Raw genomic sequence first — 17,108 nt, forward strand, 5'->3', positions numbered from 1 at the left:
TTTCTATTTGCTTATTTTTGTTATCATTTCTGAAACAATTTTGGATGTAAAATCCACGAGTGGTAAAGCACGTGTATAATTCATCCTCTGTGGTCCAATAATTCCTAAAGAGCCAATTCTTTTTTCGCCCATTCGGTAGCTTGTGGCTACTATCGATACTCCTCTCAAATGTTCGCTGTTTGTTTCTCCGATGAAAGTGGATACTCCATCGGTAGCAATGTATTTTGTAAAAAATTCTTTTAGTAATTTCTTATCATCGAGTAAAGAAAAAACTGATTCTAGCATATCCGAATCATCATCTTTAAAGTTAGCGCATAAGTTTTGTAAGCCATCGACATATAAATCAACGTTATCCGTCATGTCATAAACAAAAGCAGATTGTAATACATCCGCAATTTTGTAAAAATCTTCCGGAGCATCTTTTCTTTGTAAAAGAAGAGGGAAGAGATTGAAAATTTCATCTAAATCATAGCCTTTGATATGGTCTTGCAGGAAACGAGAGATTTGATACAAAGACTCTTGCGATACATGGTCTTCGAAAAATAATTTATGATGTAATACAACGCCAGACCGAGTAACAAGTATCATTAAAACTTCAGCGCCATTTACATGAATCAGTTCTAAGTGTTTTAGAGTATCGAAATTTTTCTTAGGAGCTAAAACAACGCCTGCACTACAAGACAATAGAGAAAGCACTTTGCAGGTTACAGCAAGTATCTGCTCTAACTTGAATTCGTTTTTTAAATACTCTTCCTGAATGCGTTGTTTTTCTTTTAAACTGAGCTCATAAAGAGAAATCAAATTGTCTACGTAAATGCGATATCCACGCTCTGTAGGCACTCGCCCACCCGAATGATGGCGTGAGTTGATATATCCCCCATCTTCTAGGTCACGAAATACATTTCGAACGGTAGCAGGTGATAATCCGATATCATGTCTTTCAGAAAGTGTCTTCGAGCCAACAGGTTTATTATCTGAAACAAAGTCGTCAATTAAGACTTTCAATATCATTCTATGTCTTGGTGTCATCTCCATCTCAGTTCTCCTCTTTTAGCACTCTGAAGGTTAGAGTGCTAATTGCTAGAAAAAGTTTACAAAGACCCCCTTTTTACGTCAAGTTTTTTTAGAAAAAAAGAAAAAGCAGTCGTACCGGGGATTTTCCTTCGATTTATAGGTGGATTTGTATTCTTGTTAAGATGATTGTTTGGATACCCTTAATAGAAAAGTCGAGGTGATACTAATACTCTAACTTAAATCCCTCGACCCATTGACCATCAATGTTAAGAGGATTTACTTTATAGCTGTGCTTATCGCCTAGCTCGGCAAGAGCGGACTTTGTTAGTAAAATTTCTTCTCGTTTTGCGGTGTCTTCCCCGAGCTTACTAGCTGCATTGACTTCTTCGCCGAATATATCAGCATCACCAATGCGTAAGATTTTACCGTAACCAATGCCGACGCAGAGTAGGACTTTTTCGTGTTCGGGCTTATCGGTATTATACGCTTTAAGAGTCTTCTGCATTTTGATAGAGCATTCAAGGGCATCCTGGACTGTGCGGAAAATAAGCATTAGACTGTCGCCTTCTGCTTTGATGAGAAGTCCATTATGCTCATAAATGATTGGGAGCAAAATGCGCTCTGATTCAAAAATGATTTGAAGGAAATGAATGATTCCAAATTCTTTTGTGTTACGAGAAAAACCAGATAGGTCTGTAAAAATAATTGCCCAGTTTTCTCCGAAGAGGTTCCAGATTCTTTTATCAATGTCTGCTTTATTTGAACCGGGTTTTACTCTTTCTTCAATTAAGTTTCTAAGTCTTTCTTCTGATCGACTGCGGATAATATGTCTTATGTCTGCCATAGTTAGCGCTCCCTTACGCGGAGGGCACTTAGCAGTGGGCTCGCTACCGCGGGTTTATTTATCTAAATGATGAGTTTAATATGGAAATTTTAGCATTCAAATTTTTTATTTATTTTAAGCTTAATTCGTTTTATGTAAAACGAGTTTTGTTTTCTAAAATGGTTAGTTGCTTTAATAACATCATTTCCATTTCTTCGGGACCTGTTTTCTTGTATATATTAATCAAGTTGTTATACATTCTTTTAAGAATGGTAAGTGTGCTTGCTTTTGAAAAATATTCTGGAATATCTTTGTAGCCATTAGCCTCAAGAAAGCGAATACAGGTTTGTTTGTCGATTAATACACCTGCGTTAAATGGATCTACAAACGTTGTAAAGTCATTTGACTCATAATAGAGCATGAAGTGTAGGGGAAGATTAATTCCATAGAGGGGAAGACCAAGTCTCATTCCAACTAGAATGTAAACAACAGAAAGAGAAATAGGGATTCCTAATTTGTTTTCTAAAACTTTAGTTACAAAAGAATTGTCTGGCTCATGGTAGTAGATTTGATTTCCATTAAATCCTTCTTCCTGGTAGAGAACACGGGAGAGTAAATGAACTTTTACATCATCAGTGAGGATAATCTGATTTAGCTGAAAGAGTTCATTTAATCGATAAGCAAGCTTATCTAATGTTTCTTTAAACTTTTTATATGTTGCGGTTGGATCACCCATTGAGGATAATAAGAATATACCTTGCTCCAAATCGTTGTAGTTATTCGTGTGACCTTTCTCAGCGATTAGTTTGAGAGAGAAGTTTACTCTTTCTGAATGAATTTCATTTACATAATTGCGACTAGATAGACGAAGAGTTGGATCAGAAAGCTTTTCAACGACATCAATTACAGGATTCTGCCAGGGAATTTTTTTGGCTAGCTCTACAATAATATCTGTTTTGTTTTCAGGACGCGCAAACTCTAATTCATAGAAATTTCTTTCTATATTGGTTCCGCTAAAGTTTAACTCATCGTGTGAGTGGTCGTAGGAAAACATAATTTAATTTAATCTAGTACAAATATAATACGTCAACCTATTTGAAAAAAAAGAGTACTTTTTTAAAACAATGTTATCGGGTGATGTAAAACTTTCAGTAAGTATTTTTAGAGGACATAAGAAAAAATTATTGTCTCTTTGTGTAAATAAGGGGTTGTGTAAAAACAGAGAAAATATCTCTCACAAAGCACACAGAGGTCACAAAGAGTATTGACACATTCGATAAACTCAGCGCAGGTTTTATTGAATCTTTTCTCTGTGTTCTCAGTGCGCTCTGTGAGAAATTCATGCTTTTACATACTCACTTCAACTCTCTTAAGAATTCTTCTACTGGAATACAAAGAATTTCCCCTTTTTTTAGTCGTTCCTTTCCCCGGTAGAGAAAGATTGTCTCGCACATTGGATAATCTTCCTGGAAGCTTTTTAGTCCACGTAAATCGGCGTCATTTATCTTTGCTGAGTTTTTTACTTCAATTGCTTTGAATGTATTCTCCCCATACAAAACAAAATCGACTTCCACTCCAGAGCGGGTTCGCCAATAAGAAAGACTACAATCTTTTTTAGTCGAGTCAATATAGGCTCTTAGATGTTGTGCCACTAATCCTTCGAGTAAAGGACCATACATATCTTGTGGTGAGTCGAGAGGACCTTTGGGACGAATTTGAGAAAAGACTCCTGCATCGAAAAAATAGAATTTTCTATGGGCTACTAATTCTCTTTTTGCCTTCTTAGAAAATACGGGAAGTGTAAAAGAGAGAAGTAAATCTTCTAAAACAGAAAGATAGCCTTCCACAGTTTTGCGCTCCACTCCACATTCTCTTGCAATATTAGAAGTATTTAATATACTTCCGTGGGAAAAACTGGCCGCTTCTAAGAATCTAGAAAAACTTCCAATGTTGCGCACAAGTCCTTCTGCAAGAATTTCTTCTTTAATATAGAGTCCTAGATAGGCTCGTAAAACTTCTTTGGGATCGTCTTTGAAATATACAAGGGGAAGAAGACCTATGTCTAATGCCTTTTCCAGGCTAAATGCATCTCCCAATTCCGAAGCTGTAAATGGATGCATTTTAAAATACAAAGCGCGACCGGCGAGTAGGTCTACTCCTGACTGTTTTAATTTTCTGGCACTAGAGCCTGTCAGGATAAATTGAATTCCCTTCTTTTCTTCTATCAGGGAATGGATAACTGATAGCACTTCTGGAATTTTTTGAATCTCATCTAAAACAAATATTTTTGTGATAGGATTTCCATCTACTAGCTCTCTCAGAATTTCTGGTCTACTTTTGTATTGGCGAAATGTTTCTGGGTCTAGGAAATCAAGATATTGTGCAATGGGTAATCTTTGCCTAAGAAAAGTTGTTTTTCCCGTTCCTCTCGGACCAAGGAGAAAGAAACTTTCTTTAGGAATTGGGAATACTCGAATAAATGGTTCCATAATGCGCCTCATTTCGGAGTTGATACTTCCATTTTACGTCGCAATATGGAGTTGTCAACTCCATATTGCGACGCAAAATGGAGTTAGAGAAGAGTGGCTGTGTTTTTAGGTCTTGGCTAGTTCTTCTAGAGCTTGCTTAGCTTGGTCTGCATTCGGAGGAGTTCCATGCCATTCTGCCTTATTTTCCATGAAGGATACACCTTTTCCTATTATGGTTCTAAATACGATGAGAGTAGGAGAGCCTTTGTGGGTTTGTGCCTTTTCGAAAGAGGAAAGAATCTCCTCCATATTGTGGCCATCTGCTTCAATTACATTCCAACCGAAGGTGCGAAACTTTTGTGGTAGTGGCTCGAGGCGCATAACATCTTCCGTGTTCCCGTCAATCTGAATGAAATTTCTGTCCATGAAGGCGATAAGATTATCCAATTTGTAATGAACTGCTGATTGAGCGGCTTCCCAGGTCATTCCCTCTCCACACTCTCCATCAGAGATGCAAGCATAGATTCGATTTGTTTTCTTTTGATGACGAAGACCAAGTGCAATTCCAGTTGCAATCGAAAGCCCTTGACCGAGTGAGCCACTAGATGTTTCCAGTCCATCCATATAAGTAATGGAAGGATGTCCCTGTAAACGACTCTTTATATTTCTAAATGTAGAAAGTTCGGCTACTGGAAAGTAACCGCTAAGAGCCATTGACGCATAACGCACGGCACATACATGTCCATTCGAAAGAATTAGTCTGTCTCTTTCTTCCCAATTTGGATTTTTCGGATCGTGCTTTAGAATTTTAAAATACAAAGCAGAATAAATATCTGCAAGACCAAGTGGTCCTCCTGGATGACCGGACTTAGCCGCTGTTACCATCTTGATAACTTCTTCTCTGATTTCTCTTGCTTTGTTTTTTAATTCCTGGTTGTTCATGTTTTAATTCCTTGTTTCAAAAATAAAAAGTCCAGATATGAATACGATAGTGTAAAGAGGTAGAAATATAAAGTGCAGTTTTTTATGAGTTTCTGCTTTTCTTGTAATTCCTGTGTATGCCATGGTAAGCATTAATACCAAACTCACCGCCGCAAAGAATCGGTGAATTAAAATAATTGTAGGTGGAACAGTTGGAAAAATTCCTGCTGCTTCGATTCCGTTCATTAAATATTTATGGGTTAATAAGAAAATTGCGGTTATTAGATTAATAACCACTCCTGCGATATTTATTTTGCGATGAAGTGGGTTGTTTGATTTTCTAAAAAAATACCCAATATAAAAACAAATAACAGATATAGTCATGCCTGTATTGATTAGGTATAAGTTCATGTATGTCATAAAATTATAGTATTAGTGTTTTTCAATTGAAAAAAAGGGTTTTGCCACAGAGGCACTGAGACACAGAGAAGTAGTAAGAGAGTAAATCGCACAGAACAATGTTTGTTTTCAAAATTTAAGTTTATTGCTAAGTAATTACAAATCAATTTTTTAAATCCGCCTTCTTTACCATTCTCTGTCATGGAAATATTAGAATAAAAGTGATACAAATTCTCTAACACTCTGGGTCTCTGTGTCTAATTCTTCCTCTTCAACTTTCTAAGTATTTTTCCAAAGATTAAATCAAACTCATGAAGTCCTGCCAGTTTTGAAAATACAAAGTAGAGAACAATAGAAGGAATGATTCCAACACAGGCTTTTACTCTAGCAATATTTTCATGGGCAAGATTGATTTCTCGTAGAGACAATAGATTTTTTATATCTAAGAATTGCTCTACGAACACAAGCCAGAGAGTGAGTGCTGTAATTGGAATTAGAATTCTAGAAAGACGTTTTAGAATTTCGTGAATCGGAATATGAATCTCATGTCTTCTCATTTTTAGAAATAGAAAGGTAAACGTGATGTATGCCGCTACTGTAGAAGAAAGAGCAAGCCCTGCATGTTTTAGAAAATTCATCAAAATCAAATTGAGCCCAATGTTTATACTAAATGAAATCATATTGATTTGTAGCGGTGTCTTTGTGTCCTTAAATGCATAAAAAGAAGAAGTTAAGATTTTATTCATACTAAAAACAGGAATGGCAACCGAATAAAATTGCAAAGCTTGAATGGTAGATGCTGTAGATTTACTATCCCATTTGCCACCATAAAATATTGCGTCTACGATTGTTTCTCCCATGAATATAAAACCGAGTGCAGCAGGAATTGTGAGATAAAGCGCAAAACAAAGAGTATCTGCTAGCTCTGCTGGTATCGAATCTTTGCGATCTTCTTTCAGGCTTGCAAGTAGACCTGGCAAAGTAGTAGTCGCAAGTGCTACTCCTATTATTCCTGTTGGTAGTTGGATGAGTCTTTGCGAATAATCGAGACTAACCACAGCTCCAAGCCCCGGGTTTTGGTTTTGGATATAATTTGCTAGAAAAATATCTACTAATAGACTAATCTGATAAAACCCACCGCCTACTACAGCGGGAAGCATTAATGTTAATATCTTCTTAATGGCAGGATGTTTCCAATGAAAGTTTATTTTAGGCGCCAAATTTAATTTTTTGATGTAGAGAGCTTGAACGACTAATTGGAAGAAACCGCCGCAAACAATTCCAAAAGATAATACCTTTACTCTTTCTAAGGTATCATCGAAAAAACGAAACACTACAAGGAATACAAATAAATAACTTAGATTTAAAATGATCGGAGATAGAGAGGGAACGAAAAATTTTTGCTTTGAGTTTGCTATGGCTATGAAGATAGAAGATAAGCTTGCAGTAAAAATCAAAATAAATAAGATCAGGGAAAGTTCGATTACAAGGTTGGAATATTCTTCTGTTCCTCCTACTAGTAACGGAAGTAGATAAGGTGCGAATAATACAAATATGCCCACAAAGACTAATAGCATAAAACTTAAAAAAGAAAGCATTGCACCGGACATGACTCTTGCTTCTTCCTCACTAATCTTACTTGCATCTGAATAGATTGGCATAAAGGATTGAGATAAAGTTCCTTCTGCTAATAGATTCCGATACATATTTGGAAGCCGATAAGCAACAGAAAAAGCGGAAGCGACAAATCCTGTTCCAAAACTCACTGCCATATAATGATCACGGATAAGACCGAGTATCCGAGAGAGAAATGTATAAAAGGAAAGAGCGAGACTTTTTGCTGCTGAGCTAGTTTGTTTTTTTTCTATTTCCACTTGATTTTAACTTTTGGTTCCCAGTTTAATTTATTCATTACTTTTAATAGATCATTCCACACATCCTGTTGGACTTTACTATTTTCTCCGCCATTTCGAATTACATAGCTAGGATGATAGGTTGGCATAACGGGTATACCGTTGTAATCCGCCCAAACTCCTCGAAGTTTTGTAATTCCATCTTGCGTTTTGAGTAAAAACTTTGTAGATGGATTTCCGAGAGTAACAATTACCTTTGGTTGGATAATTTCGATTTGCTGCAAAAGGTAAGGACTGCATGCGGCAACTTCTTCTTGATCGGGCGCTCTATCTTTTTCCATCTTTAAGTCTTCCGTAGGACGACACTTCGCTATATTTGCTATATAGATAGAAGAACGCGAAACGCCCATAGCTTTTTCGATTAGCCTCGTTAATAGCTCTCCTGCTTTTCCGACAAAGGGTCGCCCGGTAATATCTTCTTGCCGACCCGGACCTTCGCCAATAAATAAAAGTTCCGCTTCGGGGTTTCCTTCCCCGAAAACTACTTTCGTTCGTGTTGTGGATAATTTGCATTTTGTGCAAACATCTGCTATTTGTTTGAGTTTCTCTAATTTTTCTGCTTTCATAGTTTATTCTTACTGGATAATAGAGATTAACCGGTTGTTCTAAGCCCACTGGCAATAGCATTAATTGATAGTAATAATTCAATCAAAAGATTATCAGCAGATGCTACGTTATGTTCGTGCAACCTTTCTCTCCATTCCTTTAAAAGATTTATCTGCATTAAATGTAAGCTCTTTAAGCCGGAACTTCTAAGGAATAAAGTTTTGAACATTCTTGGTCTTCTTGTTTCTGTAGTTGATTCAAAAAGAATCGATAGCATTTCTTTTGTTTTATCGTATTCAGTAATAATTTGATTTAGGTATTTTTCTCGCACATGCTCATCGTCTACAAGTTGACCGTATAATAGCATGATTTCCTTGTCCGCATTATACACATTTGTCTCAACATTCATCATCAAGTATCGAAAGAAAGGCCATGTAATAATTTCTTTTTGCAAAATGGAAAATGAATCAGGAGATTTCTTTTGTAAGTCGGCTAACGCACTGCCTACACCAAACCAGCCAGGCAAAAAGAAGCGGGATTGATTCCAGCTAAATACCCAGGGTATTGCTCGCAAATCTTTTAAAGAACGTTTGCCTGTTCTACGCGCTGGTCTAGATCCAATTCGACTATTTTCTAATGCATCAATTGGAGTAGCCTGACTATAAAAAATCATAAAACCTTCTGATCGAACTAAGCTTTCATATACCTTGCGACTTTTCTCAGCTAGACCTTGAACTAAGTTTTCTAGATGAACGGGGGTTTTCTTGATTATCCGGTGCCGTTGGCTAACACCCGTTACACCGGAAACTAATAATTCCAAATTATAAGTAGCATTGATTAAGTTTGCAAATTGTTGCGCAATGCTTTCGCCTTGTATCGTTGAACGGATATTACCCGTTAGTGTTGGATGAGGAAGCGCATCTAGAAAATGATGAGTCTTTCCTCCACCGCGGCTAATACTCCCGCCTCGCCCATGAAAGAAATTAATCTTCACTCCGTGTTTTCTTCCTATTTCGTCAATTTCCATTTGTGCTTTGTAAAGATACCATTGACTTGCTATTATTCCGCCGTCTTTATTGCTATCACTATATCCTAGCATTACTTGTTGGGTAGGAATTCCATCGGGAAAAGATTGATAGGCTAGGCTTAGCTTTGTCATGGGATGAGATAAAAATTCATTTATAATCGGTGCGCATTTTTCTAAATCTTCGATGGTTTCAAATAGCGGAACTACTGGCAAAAGGCAAACAAGTCCTTCTGTAGTGTTCATAACGAGCCCTGCTTCTCTAGCGAAGAGGTAAACAACGAGTAGATCCGAGAGCTTTCTTGTCATACTAACTATAAGCGAGCCAATTCCAGAAGTTCCGTATTTTTTTACATATTCTCCAATTACCAGATAACAGTCTCTTACCGCTTGCGCTTCTCCTTCCAGTGGCATCCCGGGACCAAGGAATGGGCGAGCAGATTCCAATTCTGAATTTAGAAACTGTAAACGCTCAAACTCATTCCAGTCAGAGAAATAAATATTTTTACTACCTGAAGCTTTCATAAGTCCAGCAAGTGCTTTGTCATGGAATTCACTGTTTTGTCTTATATCTAGTGATGCTAAATGAAAGCCAAATGTTTGCACAATTCTTTCTAGCGAAAAAATATCATATTCCACAATTCGAAATGCATCTACTTCTAAAAGAGAATCTCGCAACAGGGCAATGTCTTTTAATAAAGTAAAGTGATCCAGGTAAGTAAATTCATTTTCTGAATTTTCTTTAGAAGAGATTGGAGTTCTAGCTAATAGAATATTTACAAATTGTCGCCAGGGTTCGTTTGGATTACGGCTAATACATCTTTTCCCCACTTCGCCTAATATTACAGTCCATTCTGATATATACTGCAAGAGTCTTCTTGGAACAGAATGTAAATTCTCTGAAAGACTGAGACGAGATGCAAGGTGTAAAAGCTGAGTGTGAATGAGGTTAAGAGCTGTTTCACGCAATTCTAAGAGTGTTTCTTTTGTAACAGTAGCGGTTACTAATGGATGTCCATCTCTGTCTCCGCCTACCCAATTCCCAAAACTAATTCGCGGTAATTTTTCAATTCGATTGATAAGAGTTGGATCAAAGGAGTTTTCTAACCAGGCTTGTTTTAATTTTTTATCCTGCAAAATAATCGCACTAGGAAATACATTTTTTAGATAATGGATAATATTTTTTCTTTCTGAATTGATGTCTGGTTTTTGTAAGTAAATTTCACCTGTACGCCAAAGTCTTTCTAAGCAGAGTTTAATTTCATTTCTAAGATTTTCTTTTTCGGCTGGAGTCCAAATTGGATTTTCTCGTTTGACTAGAAGTAGGTATAGTTCTCGGTGTTGGTCTAGAACTGTAGCTCGTTTTGCTTCGGTAGGGTGAGCCGTTAAAACTGGTTGCACATGCACTTCCGAAAAGGTCTTTGAAATTTCAATTCCGCCGAGCCCATGCTCACGCAGTCTTTTGATATGCTCTCCCCAAGAGCCAACTATAAAATCAATTCCACTTTCGATTTCTACAGATCTTCTAAATTGAGTAGCAGCATTTTCCTCTACCATGTTTAGAAGTTGGAAAGAAATTGATAATGCCTGTGATGCTCGCAAAGGTAGGTTTGACTCTTCCGTTTCAAAATAGGAGGAAATCTTATTTCCTTCGATCCAAGGCAAGCTTGCTGCTAGGTCATCTTCTTTTAATTCAATCAAAACTTCTTTGAAACAAGACATTAAAAAGTGTAAATCGCTTTGGACTTTATCTATTTTCTTTTCTTTTTGCATACCAATTGGTCTCCTGTATAATAATTTACCATATTTTTAATTATCTACTTCGCTACTAAAAAAAACTTGACAGGTGGTAAAAAAAGGAAGCATATCATCATTTAATCTAATAACCGTCTTTATTCGTTGAATTTTTTACCTTAGAATTGCCGATATTTGCGGAAGGGAATATTATAAATGCCAAAAAAGAAACCTGGAACTTCAAATCGAAATACGTCTCCAAAGGTTGAGGCGATAGAGACTTCAACCGAATCCGAACAAACAACGGCGCCACCTATTACACCTCCCCCGGTAGCGCATCAGCATAGTCACTTAACAAAGGGCTTGATTCTAATTCTTACTTCTTCTTTACTCCTTTCTTTTCAGAATGTTGTAACGCGTGTGATTCTAAGTCCTAAGTCTCTTTTTGGATTATTTGATGGAATTGTGCTAAATTCTAGTTTATCCAATTCTCTTCTTATCTTAGTTTTACGTTGCGCGGTTGTATTGCCGATTATGGCATTCATTGTAGCGCCAAGACTCCATAAAAATACCTGGCAGGATATCAGGGATTTACCTAAGCCGGAAAACAAAACAAGATTCCTAAGTGTTTTAAGTAGCGGTTTTTTCCTATTTTGCTCTCAGCTTTGTATGTATGTTGCACTAGGTTCAATTCCTACAGGTATTGCTACAACGATTTTTTTCATTTATCCTACCATTACCATTTTACTTATGTGGGCTCTGTTTGGTGATAGACCTTCTCTTCCGCTTGTTTTTGCCATGGTTACAATTTATATCGGTGGGTTTATGACAATACCTGCGGCTGCATTTACACCGAAAGGGGAAGGCAACTTTGTGCTAGGTGCTTCGACTGCGGCAATGTCTGGAATAGCGTTTGCAGGGTATATCATTATGATTAAAAATGCTAAGATGCATCCCGCACCTTTCACTATCGTGAATTTTTCTATTATCCTTCTATTGGGTGGAGCGATTCTTCCTTTTATGAATTACCAAATAGATTCCACACATACAATGGATTTAGTGTATGGAACTTTGATTCTTGCAACAACGACGCTCGTTGGTTATCTCCTTCAAAATTTTGGTGTTCCACTTGTCGGTCCTTCTCTTGCTTCTGTAATTGGAGCCAGTGGTCCTGCAGTGACAGCACTCATGGCATTAGTTTTAATTGATGAAACATTGAATTTACAACAAGCATTGGGAGTATTTCTCGTTACTCTTTGGGTGTTAGGAATCAGTGTGGAAAATATGAAGAAATCTCCGGTACCGCCTCCTAAGAAATAGAATCCTTTCTTCTTCGCTTTAATAAGCATTTATTCACTTATGATTTATTGCAGTTAGTTTCATTTTTCTTCCGAAAATGAAACTAGGTGCAGTAAATCTACCAAATATCTTTTGGGATCAATTTCATGAATAGAAAACTATTACTCAGTTCCTTTTTACTTTTATTTCAGACAGAAATTTTTTACGCAGAAACTCCAGCCAAAATTGATAAATCAGAAATGAATCGAATCGTTTTGTGGGAAGGGGAAATTACTGGAATTTACAAAGACAAGGGTGCTGTTAGAACTCTCATTTCGCATAATCCGGAATGGGTTGGTGCTAACTTTGAAGAAATTAAAGCAGGCATTCTTAAAAAGAAAAAATTCGAATTGAGACAAAAGGTAACGAATAAAAAAATCGGATACTTTATTGTTACTAACGTTGAACTAGAAAAAGAAATCGAAAAAAATAAAAGAACCGACTATCAGATTTTATTGAATGGAAAATTTGACTTAGGTAAGAAATCACATTATAGCTTTATTTCAAATGATTTTACAATTTCTATGACTAGGTATGAAGAAAGTTACCTAGATCCTTCGGCTTTCTTTAAGGATAATATCACTTCGCCGTCAAAGACATTTATTCACCCAATAGATAAAAAAGAAATGATTCTTATTCCCTCTGGAGTTTTTATTTTTGGTCAAGGCTCAGATGGAGAATTGGATAATTATAATCCTGCTTTTCAGTCACCAGACGATACCAATTTGACGGAGATTGCTTCCTTTTATATTGATAAGTATGAAGTCACAAATGAGGAATATGCCCGTTATCTGCGTGATACAAATGCAAAGGCACCACTTTATTGGGTGAATGGAAAGTATCCGGACGGAAAAGAGCATCATCCAGTGGTGTCTCTTTCTTATAGGGAAGTAGAGCGTTATGCTTCTTGGGCAGGTAAAAGAGTTCCAACTGAATTTGAATGGGAAAAAGCCGCGCGTGGACAAGGACTAACTAGGACTTTAAAGAGAGATGAGTCTTATACAATCGAACTACAAACTATTAAATATCCATTTGGAAATAAATTTGACTCTCTCCTTTGCAATACAAAAGAAAGCAAAATTAACGATACAGTCTCTGTTTATGAGTTAGCGGCTAAGGGTGCTAGTCCGTTTGGTGTCATTGGAATGTGTGGTAATGCCGCAGAGTGGACAAGCAGTTGGTATGCTGCTTATGAAGGACATTTTACAAAGAATCCTGCTTTTGGAAAACAATACAAAGTTATTAGGGGTGGATCTTTTTTTGATGATAAAAAATCTTCTACAGTTTATTTTCGCTCCTACGGGGGTAATCCTAATTTGGCGGAGGACAGAAGAGCTGGGTTTAGGTTAGTTAAGGATTTGAATTAAGTATGATCAAACAACCAATACCGAGTGTTACAGGATGGAAAGCATTTAAAAAAAGTAAAATGCTAAAAACAGATACGATTGGCTTTTTCGTGTCACAATTTGAATCTCATGGAGATATGTTTCATTTTAATCTTTTAGGGTTAAATATGTATTTGCTCCGAGATCCTAGTTTAATTCGTTATGTGTTGCAAGAGAATAACAGTAATTATACGAAGAGTGTTTTCTATAAGGAATTGGAAATCATTATAGGCAAAGGCTTATTAACCAGTGAGGGGAGTGAGTGGAAGAAAAATCGTAGGCTTGCTCAATCAGCGTTTAAGAAAAGCTCGATAGAAGGATTTATTCCTATTTATTTTGAAGAGGCTGATTCAATTATACAAGATTGGAAAGGCAAAACTCAAATCGATATGGCAAAAGAGATGATGCGGCTAACGTTTAGAATTGTAGGAGGAGCCTTATTTAGTGCAAAGCTAGATGAAGACGCTCACATTGTAGACCGCTCTATGGGCATTGCTCTTGAGGAAGTAACAAAGCGTATCCAATCGCCAATTAGAATTCCATACTTCCTACCAATTCCTGCAAATCTAAGGTTAAAAAAAGCTGTTCGTGATCTGAATGGTGTCGTAAGCAAAATTATTTCAAATCGAATTAATTCTGGAGAAAGAGTAAAAGATTTACTGGATACTTTGATTTATGCGCGGGATGAAGAAACGGGTCTAGGACTGAGTCAAAAGCAAATTCAAGATGAAGTGGTTACGTTTTTACTAGCAGGGCATGAGACTACTTCGAATGCACTCACATGGACATTCTATCTTTTATCGGAGCATTCTGAAATTAGAAAAAAAGTCATCGAGGAAATTCGAAGTAATATTCCTTTAACTGGTAAAATTTCAATGGCAGATTTAGAAAAGCTATCTTTGACGGGGAGAGTTTTGCAAGAGTCTATGCGTCTTTATCCTCCCGTATGGATTATAGAACGAAATGCGATTGGCGATGATGTTATTGGTGAAACGAAAGTAGCCGCAGGCTCTCTAATTTCCATTTGCACTTATGCAGTTCATCATAATCCGGAAATATGGGATGAGCCTGAAAAATTTGATCCAGATAGATTTCTTCCTGAGAACGAAACTAAAAGACACAACTTCGCCTACATCCCATTTGGCGGTGGACCGAGAATATGTATAGGCAATAACTTTGCTTTTACGGAGGCTATGATGATACTTGCTTCTATTTTAAGAGTTTACGAGCCATTAGTCGCTCCTGATCAAAAAGTTGAGAAGGAGCCATTAGTTACTTTACGAACGAAGTATGGATTGAAAATGAATTTAGGATGATGAGGATTCCTCTTTCGGTCTTGTCCAACGTTCTAGAAAAAAAACTCCAAGTGTAAGAAAAGGAAGAATGGCAATTCCGTAAATAATGAATCCCACTGTCGATAAGAAAAAAATAGAAGAAGCCATTTCGCTAGTCTTAATCATATTTGAATCATCTGTAGTTATAAGAACAAAGGAAAGCATTATAGCCGCGCAGTAGACCAAAAGGATTCCTATGAGTAGAAGTTTTCTCAATCGTTTTGTTTTTATTTTTGTGCCAGCATAGCCTAATACTAATCCTATGATTGGAAACGCAGGAATGAGTATTGTCAATGCTCCCAATTCTCCTATTTCTTTCAATCCGATTAGATATAAGAAAATCCCAAGTCCTAGAAGTAAAAGAATGGAAACTATTATACCTTTTAAAAGATTATGCATTCATTCATGAAAAAGATATATTTGTAAAAATGCAAGAATTTAATAACTCACCTACGCAAAGCAATAAAATTATGGAAAATTTAATGAAAGTAATAATATTAGATAAATCTAATGAATTAATAGAATCAATAGCCCGCCTTATGTTGCGCCCACTCGGAAGCAACATTGAGTTTGGCGAACCCACCGTTAGGTGTAACCCACACATCCAGCGCTGGGCACGCTGGTCACTCACCTTGCGTAAGGTGAGTTAATAATGGACTTTTATTCTGAGAATGGAATATTACACCGAGGAATTTTAAATGAACAAAAATATTTTGAATGTAATGGAATTATGAATGGCTGATATTCAATATATCTGTTTATCTGATTTGCACTTTGGTGCGTATAATAGTCTATTAACCTACACTTCATCCGATGGTAAATTGGATTCAGGAAAAAAATCGGATGTTTTAATTCACTTTCTAAATATATTAGAAGAAATAATATCGAAAGTAAATAAAAAAAGAAAAGCCAAATTTATTTTGAATGGGGATATATTCGAATTAGCCCTTGCCAACACAAATGAGGCAGTGATGACGTTTGATTCCTTTTTGGAACTTGCTTTTATTAAAAGCAGACGGGAATTATTCTCTGATAAAATGATTTTTATTCCCGGCAATCATGACCACCATCTATGGGAGACAGCGAGGGAAAGACAATATCTAGAATATATGACTAAGCTAGAACCCGGTGAATTCATTGAACCACCTTGGCATCATACTAAAATGATTAAGCCCAATCCACTTAAGTCAAGATTCATAACCATTCTAATGCAACGTCATAAAAATTTACGAGACGGGCGGGCAATGACAGTTTACCCCAACCTGACTCTCGTGAATCGTGATACAGAAAAATACGTTGTCATCTCACATGGACATTTTATAGAAAATATTTATTACTTGATGAGCAATTTACAATCAATCTTACTTAATTCTAAATCTTTTCCTGAAACGATAGATCAGATTGAGAGAGAGAATTTTGCCTGGATAGACTTTTTCTGGTCTGTGCTAGGACGCTCGGGGGATGTAGGAACTAGCATTGGGATCATGTATGATATGCTACAAGATGAGAAGGCACTCAATGAACTTGCAAATAATCTTGTCACATACTTATTGAAGCGAGGAGATTTCCCTAGTTCATTACAAAATATGCTCAAGCCAATCATTGGATATATATTGACGAAGGTAGTGAGTCAGATTGCTGTAAATGAGAGAGGGCTAACAGATGATATTCTCGGAAAGGATGCAATGAGTGGATTACGAGCATATATCACTGGACCTTTGAAGTTGCAGTTCATGCATGAGAATAAGAATGTTTTGCCGAAAAAAATGGAATTTGTATTTGGACATACGCATAAGCCGTTTTGTAAAATGGAATCTGGATTTGCTGAAACTGGCTATCCCGAACAAATTGGAATTATTAACACTGGCGGATGGGTGATTGATACAGTTTTACCACAAAAGCAAGTAGGGGGAGCAATCACTCTCATTGATGAAGATAAAAATACCGTTTTACTAAGACTCTATAATGAGACAGATTTGGAAATTAAATTAGAAACCACAGAAAACGAAAATCCACTGTTTCAAAAGTTGGTTGAAAAAATAAATTTAAAATCTAAGACCTTTGCTGATTTCACTAAGTCCGTCGATTTGGGAATTCAAAATAAAAGATTGGTCATTAAAAATAGAATTAGCAAGTAATATTGCCCTCTGGAAAACGCCGTAGCTACTTTTTTGATAAAATCAACGAAAGCAAGTTCAATTTTAAACTT

At 36.6% G+C, this 17,108-nt stretch carries 14 protein-coding genes; 4 read left to right on the forward strand and 10 right to left on the reverse strand.

Annotation, left to right across the window (positions count from 1 at the left end):
* Window positions 1-3: 3 nt before the first annotated feature.
* The 9 genes from hrcA to IPH52_21825 all read right to left on the reverse strand — a co-directional run bounded on the left by hrcA (window position 4) and on the right by IPH52_21825 (window position 10,881).
* Window positions 4-1,035, reverse strand: coding sequence for a heat-inducible transcription repressor HrcA (hrcA, locus tag IPH52_21785; protein MBK7057632.1), 1,032 nt, complete (start codon window positions 1,033-1,035; stop codon window positions 4-6).
* Window positions 1,036-1,237: 202 nt separating this feature from the next.
* On the reverse strand, window positions 1,238-1,858 hold the full coding sequence (locus IPH52_21790) for an adenylate/guanylate cyclase domain-containing protein (protein ID MBK7057633.1): 621 nt from the start codon (window positions 1,856-1,858) through the stop codon (window positions 1,238-1,240).
* Between the two features lie 130 nt (window positions 1,859-1,988).
* A complete protein-coding gene (locus IPH52_21795; protein ID MBK7057634.1) occupies window positions 1,989-2,891 on the reverse strand; it encodes a transglutaminase family protein in 903 nt (300 codons plus the stop codon).
* 301 nt (window positions 2,892-3,192) lie between these two features.
* Window positions 3,193-4,326 carry an ATP-binding protein gene (locus tag IPH52_21800; protein MBK7057635.1) on the reverse strand — a complete coding sequence of 378 codons (1,134 nt, stop codon included), beginning with the start codon at window positions 4,324-4,326 and terminating at the stop codon, window positions 3,193-3,195.
* A gap of 105 nt (window positions 4,327-4,431) precedes the next feature.
* Complete coding sequence (locus IPH52_21805) at window positions 4,432-5,247, reverse strand: transketolase (GenBank protein MBK7057636.1); 816 nt, start codon at window positions 5,245-5,247, stop codon at window positions 4,432-4,434.
* 3 nt (window positions 5,248-5,250) lie between these two features.
* A complete protein-coding gene (locus IPH52_21810) occupies window positions 5,251-5,637 on the reverse strand; it encodes a DUF420 domain-containing protein (GenBank protein MBK7057637.1) in 387 nt (128 codons plus the stop codon).
* A gap of 245 nt (window positions 5,638-5,882) precedes the next feature.
* On the reverse strand, window positions 5,883-7,493 hold the full coding sequence (gene murJ / locus IPH52_21815) for a murein biosynthesis integral membrane protein MurJ (protein ID MBK7057638.1): 1,611 nt from the start codon (window positions 7,491-7,493) through the stop codon (window positions 5,883-5,885).
* Entirely contained in the window at window positions 7,490-8,104 is a 615-nt protein-coding gene (locus IPH52_21820; protein ID MBK7057639.1) for a uracil-DNA glycosylase, read from the reverse strand. Before IPH52_21820 ends, murJ begins: the two co-directional genes overlap by 4 nt.
* Window positions 8,105-8,130: 26 nt before the next feature.
* Window positions 8,131-10,881, reverse strand: a complete 2,751-nt coding sequence (locus IPH52_21825; protein ID MBK7057640.1) for a phosphoenolpyruvate carboxylase — start codon at window positions 10,879-10,881, stop codon at window positions 8,131-8,133.
* A 177-nt stretch (window positions 10,882-11,058) separates the two neighbouring features.
* Here IPH52_21825 and IPH52_21830 point away from each other — a divergent pair, with 177 nt between their 5' ends.
* The 3 genes from IPH52_21830 (at window position 11,059) to IPH52_21840 (ending at window position 14,881) form a co-directional block, all read left to right on the forward strand.
* Window positions 11,059-12,162 (forward strand): DMT family transporter, encoded by a 1,104-nt coding sequence (locus IPH52_21830; GenBank protein MBK7057641.1) that lies wholly within the window; start codon window positions 11,059-11,061, stop codon window positions 12,160-12,162.
* Between the two features lie 125 nt (window positions 12,163-12,287).
* Complete coding sequence (locus IPH52_21835) at window positions 12,288-13,547, forward strand: SUMF1/EgtB/PvdO family nonheme iron enzyme (GenBank protein MBK7057642.1); 1,260 nt, start codon at window positions 12,288-12,290, stop codon at window positions 13,545-13,547.
* 2 nt (window positions 13,548-13,549) lie between these two features.
* Window positions 13,550-14,881: a cytochrome P450 gene (locus IPH52_21840; GenBank protein MBK7057643.1), complete on the forward strand. Its 1,332-nt coding sequence runs from the start codon at window positions 13,550-13,552 to the stop codon at window positions 14,879-14,881.
* On the opposite strand, the gene IPH52_21845 is transcribed toward IPH52_21840, so the two are convergent.
* Window positions 14,873-15,298 carry a hypothetical protein gene (locus tag IPH52_21845; protein MBK7057644.1) on the reverse strand — a complete coding sequence of 142 codons (426 nt, stop codon included), beginning with the start codon at window positions 15,296-15,298 and terminating at the stop codon, window positions 14,873-14,875. The two genes, IPH52_21840 and IPH52_21845, sit on opposite strands and share 9 nt — an antisense overlap.
* 335 nt (window positions 15,299-15,633) lie before the next feature.
* Here IPH52_21845 and IPH52_21850 point away from each other — a divergent pair, with 335 nt between their 5' ends.
* On the forward strand, window positions 15,634-17,037 hold the full coding sequence (locus IPH52_21850; protein ID MBK7057645.1) for a metallophosphoesterase: 1,404 nt from the start codon (window positions 15,634-15,636) through the stop codon (window positions 17,035-17,037).
* Window positions 17,038-17,108: the final 71 nt, after the last annotated feature.

This window comes from Leptospiraceae bacterium, assembly GCA_016708435.1.
GTDB lineage: Bacteria > Spirochaetota > Leptospiria > Leptospirales > Leptospiraceae > UBA2033.

Excerpts from the sequence above, each read along its gene's own strand:
- hrcA (MBK7057632.1), bottom strand. The coding sequence starts at position 1,035 with ATGGAGATGACACCAAGACATAGAATGATATTGAAAGTCTTAATTGAC.
- IPH52_21790 (MBK7057633.1), bottom strand. The coding sequence starts at position 1,858 with ATGGCAGACATAAGACATATTATCCGCAGTCGATCAGAAGAAAGACTT.
- IPH52_21795 (MBK7057634.1), bottom strand. The coding sequence starts at position 2,891 with ATGTTTTCCTACGACCACTCACACGATGAGTTAAACTTTAGCGGAACC.
- IPH52_21800 (MBK7057635.1), bottom strand. The coding sequence starts at position 4,326 with ATGGAACCATTTATTCGAGTATTCCCAATTCCTAAAGAAAGTTTCTTT.
- IPH52_21805 (MBK7057636.1), bottom strand. The coding sequence starts at position 5,247 with ATGAACAACCAGGAATTAAAAAACAAAGCAAGAGAAATCAGAGAAGAA.
- IPH52_21810 (MBK7057637.1), bottom strand. The coding sequence starts at position 5,637 with ATGAACTTATACCTAATCAATACAGGCATGACTATATCTGTTATTTGT.
- IPH52_21820 (MBK7057639.1), bottom strand. The coding sequence starts at position 8,104 with ATGAAAGCAGAAAAATTAGAGAAACTCAAACAAATAGCAGATGTTTGC.
- IPH52_21825 (MBK7057640.1), bottom strand. The coding sequence starts at position 10,881 with ATGCAAAAAGAAAAGAAAATAGATAAAGTCCAAAGCGATTTACACTTT.
- IPH52_21830 (MBK7057641.1), top strand. The coding sequence starts at position 11,059 with ATGCCAAAAAAGAAACCTGGAACTTCAAATCGAAATACGTCTCCAAAG.
- IPH52_21835 (MBK7057642.1), top strand. The coding sequence starts at position 12,288 with ATGAATAGAAAACTATTACTCAGTTCCTTTTTACTTTTATTTCAGACA.
- IPH52_21840 (MBK7057643.1), top strand. The coding sequence starts at position 13,550 with ATGATCAAACAACCAATACCGAGTGTTACAGGATGGAAAGCATTTAAA.
- IPH52_21845 (MBK7057644.1), bottom strand. The coding sequence starts at position 15,298 with ATGCATAATCTTTTAAAAGGTATAATAGTTTCCATTCTTTTACTTCTA.
- IPH52_21850 (MBK7057645.1), top strand. The coding sequence starts at position 15,634 with ATGGCTGATATTCAATATATCTGTTTATCTGATTTGCACTTTGGTGCG.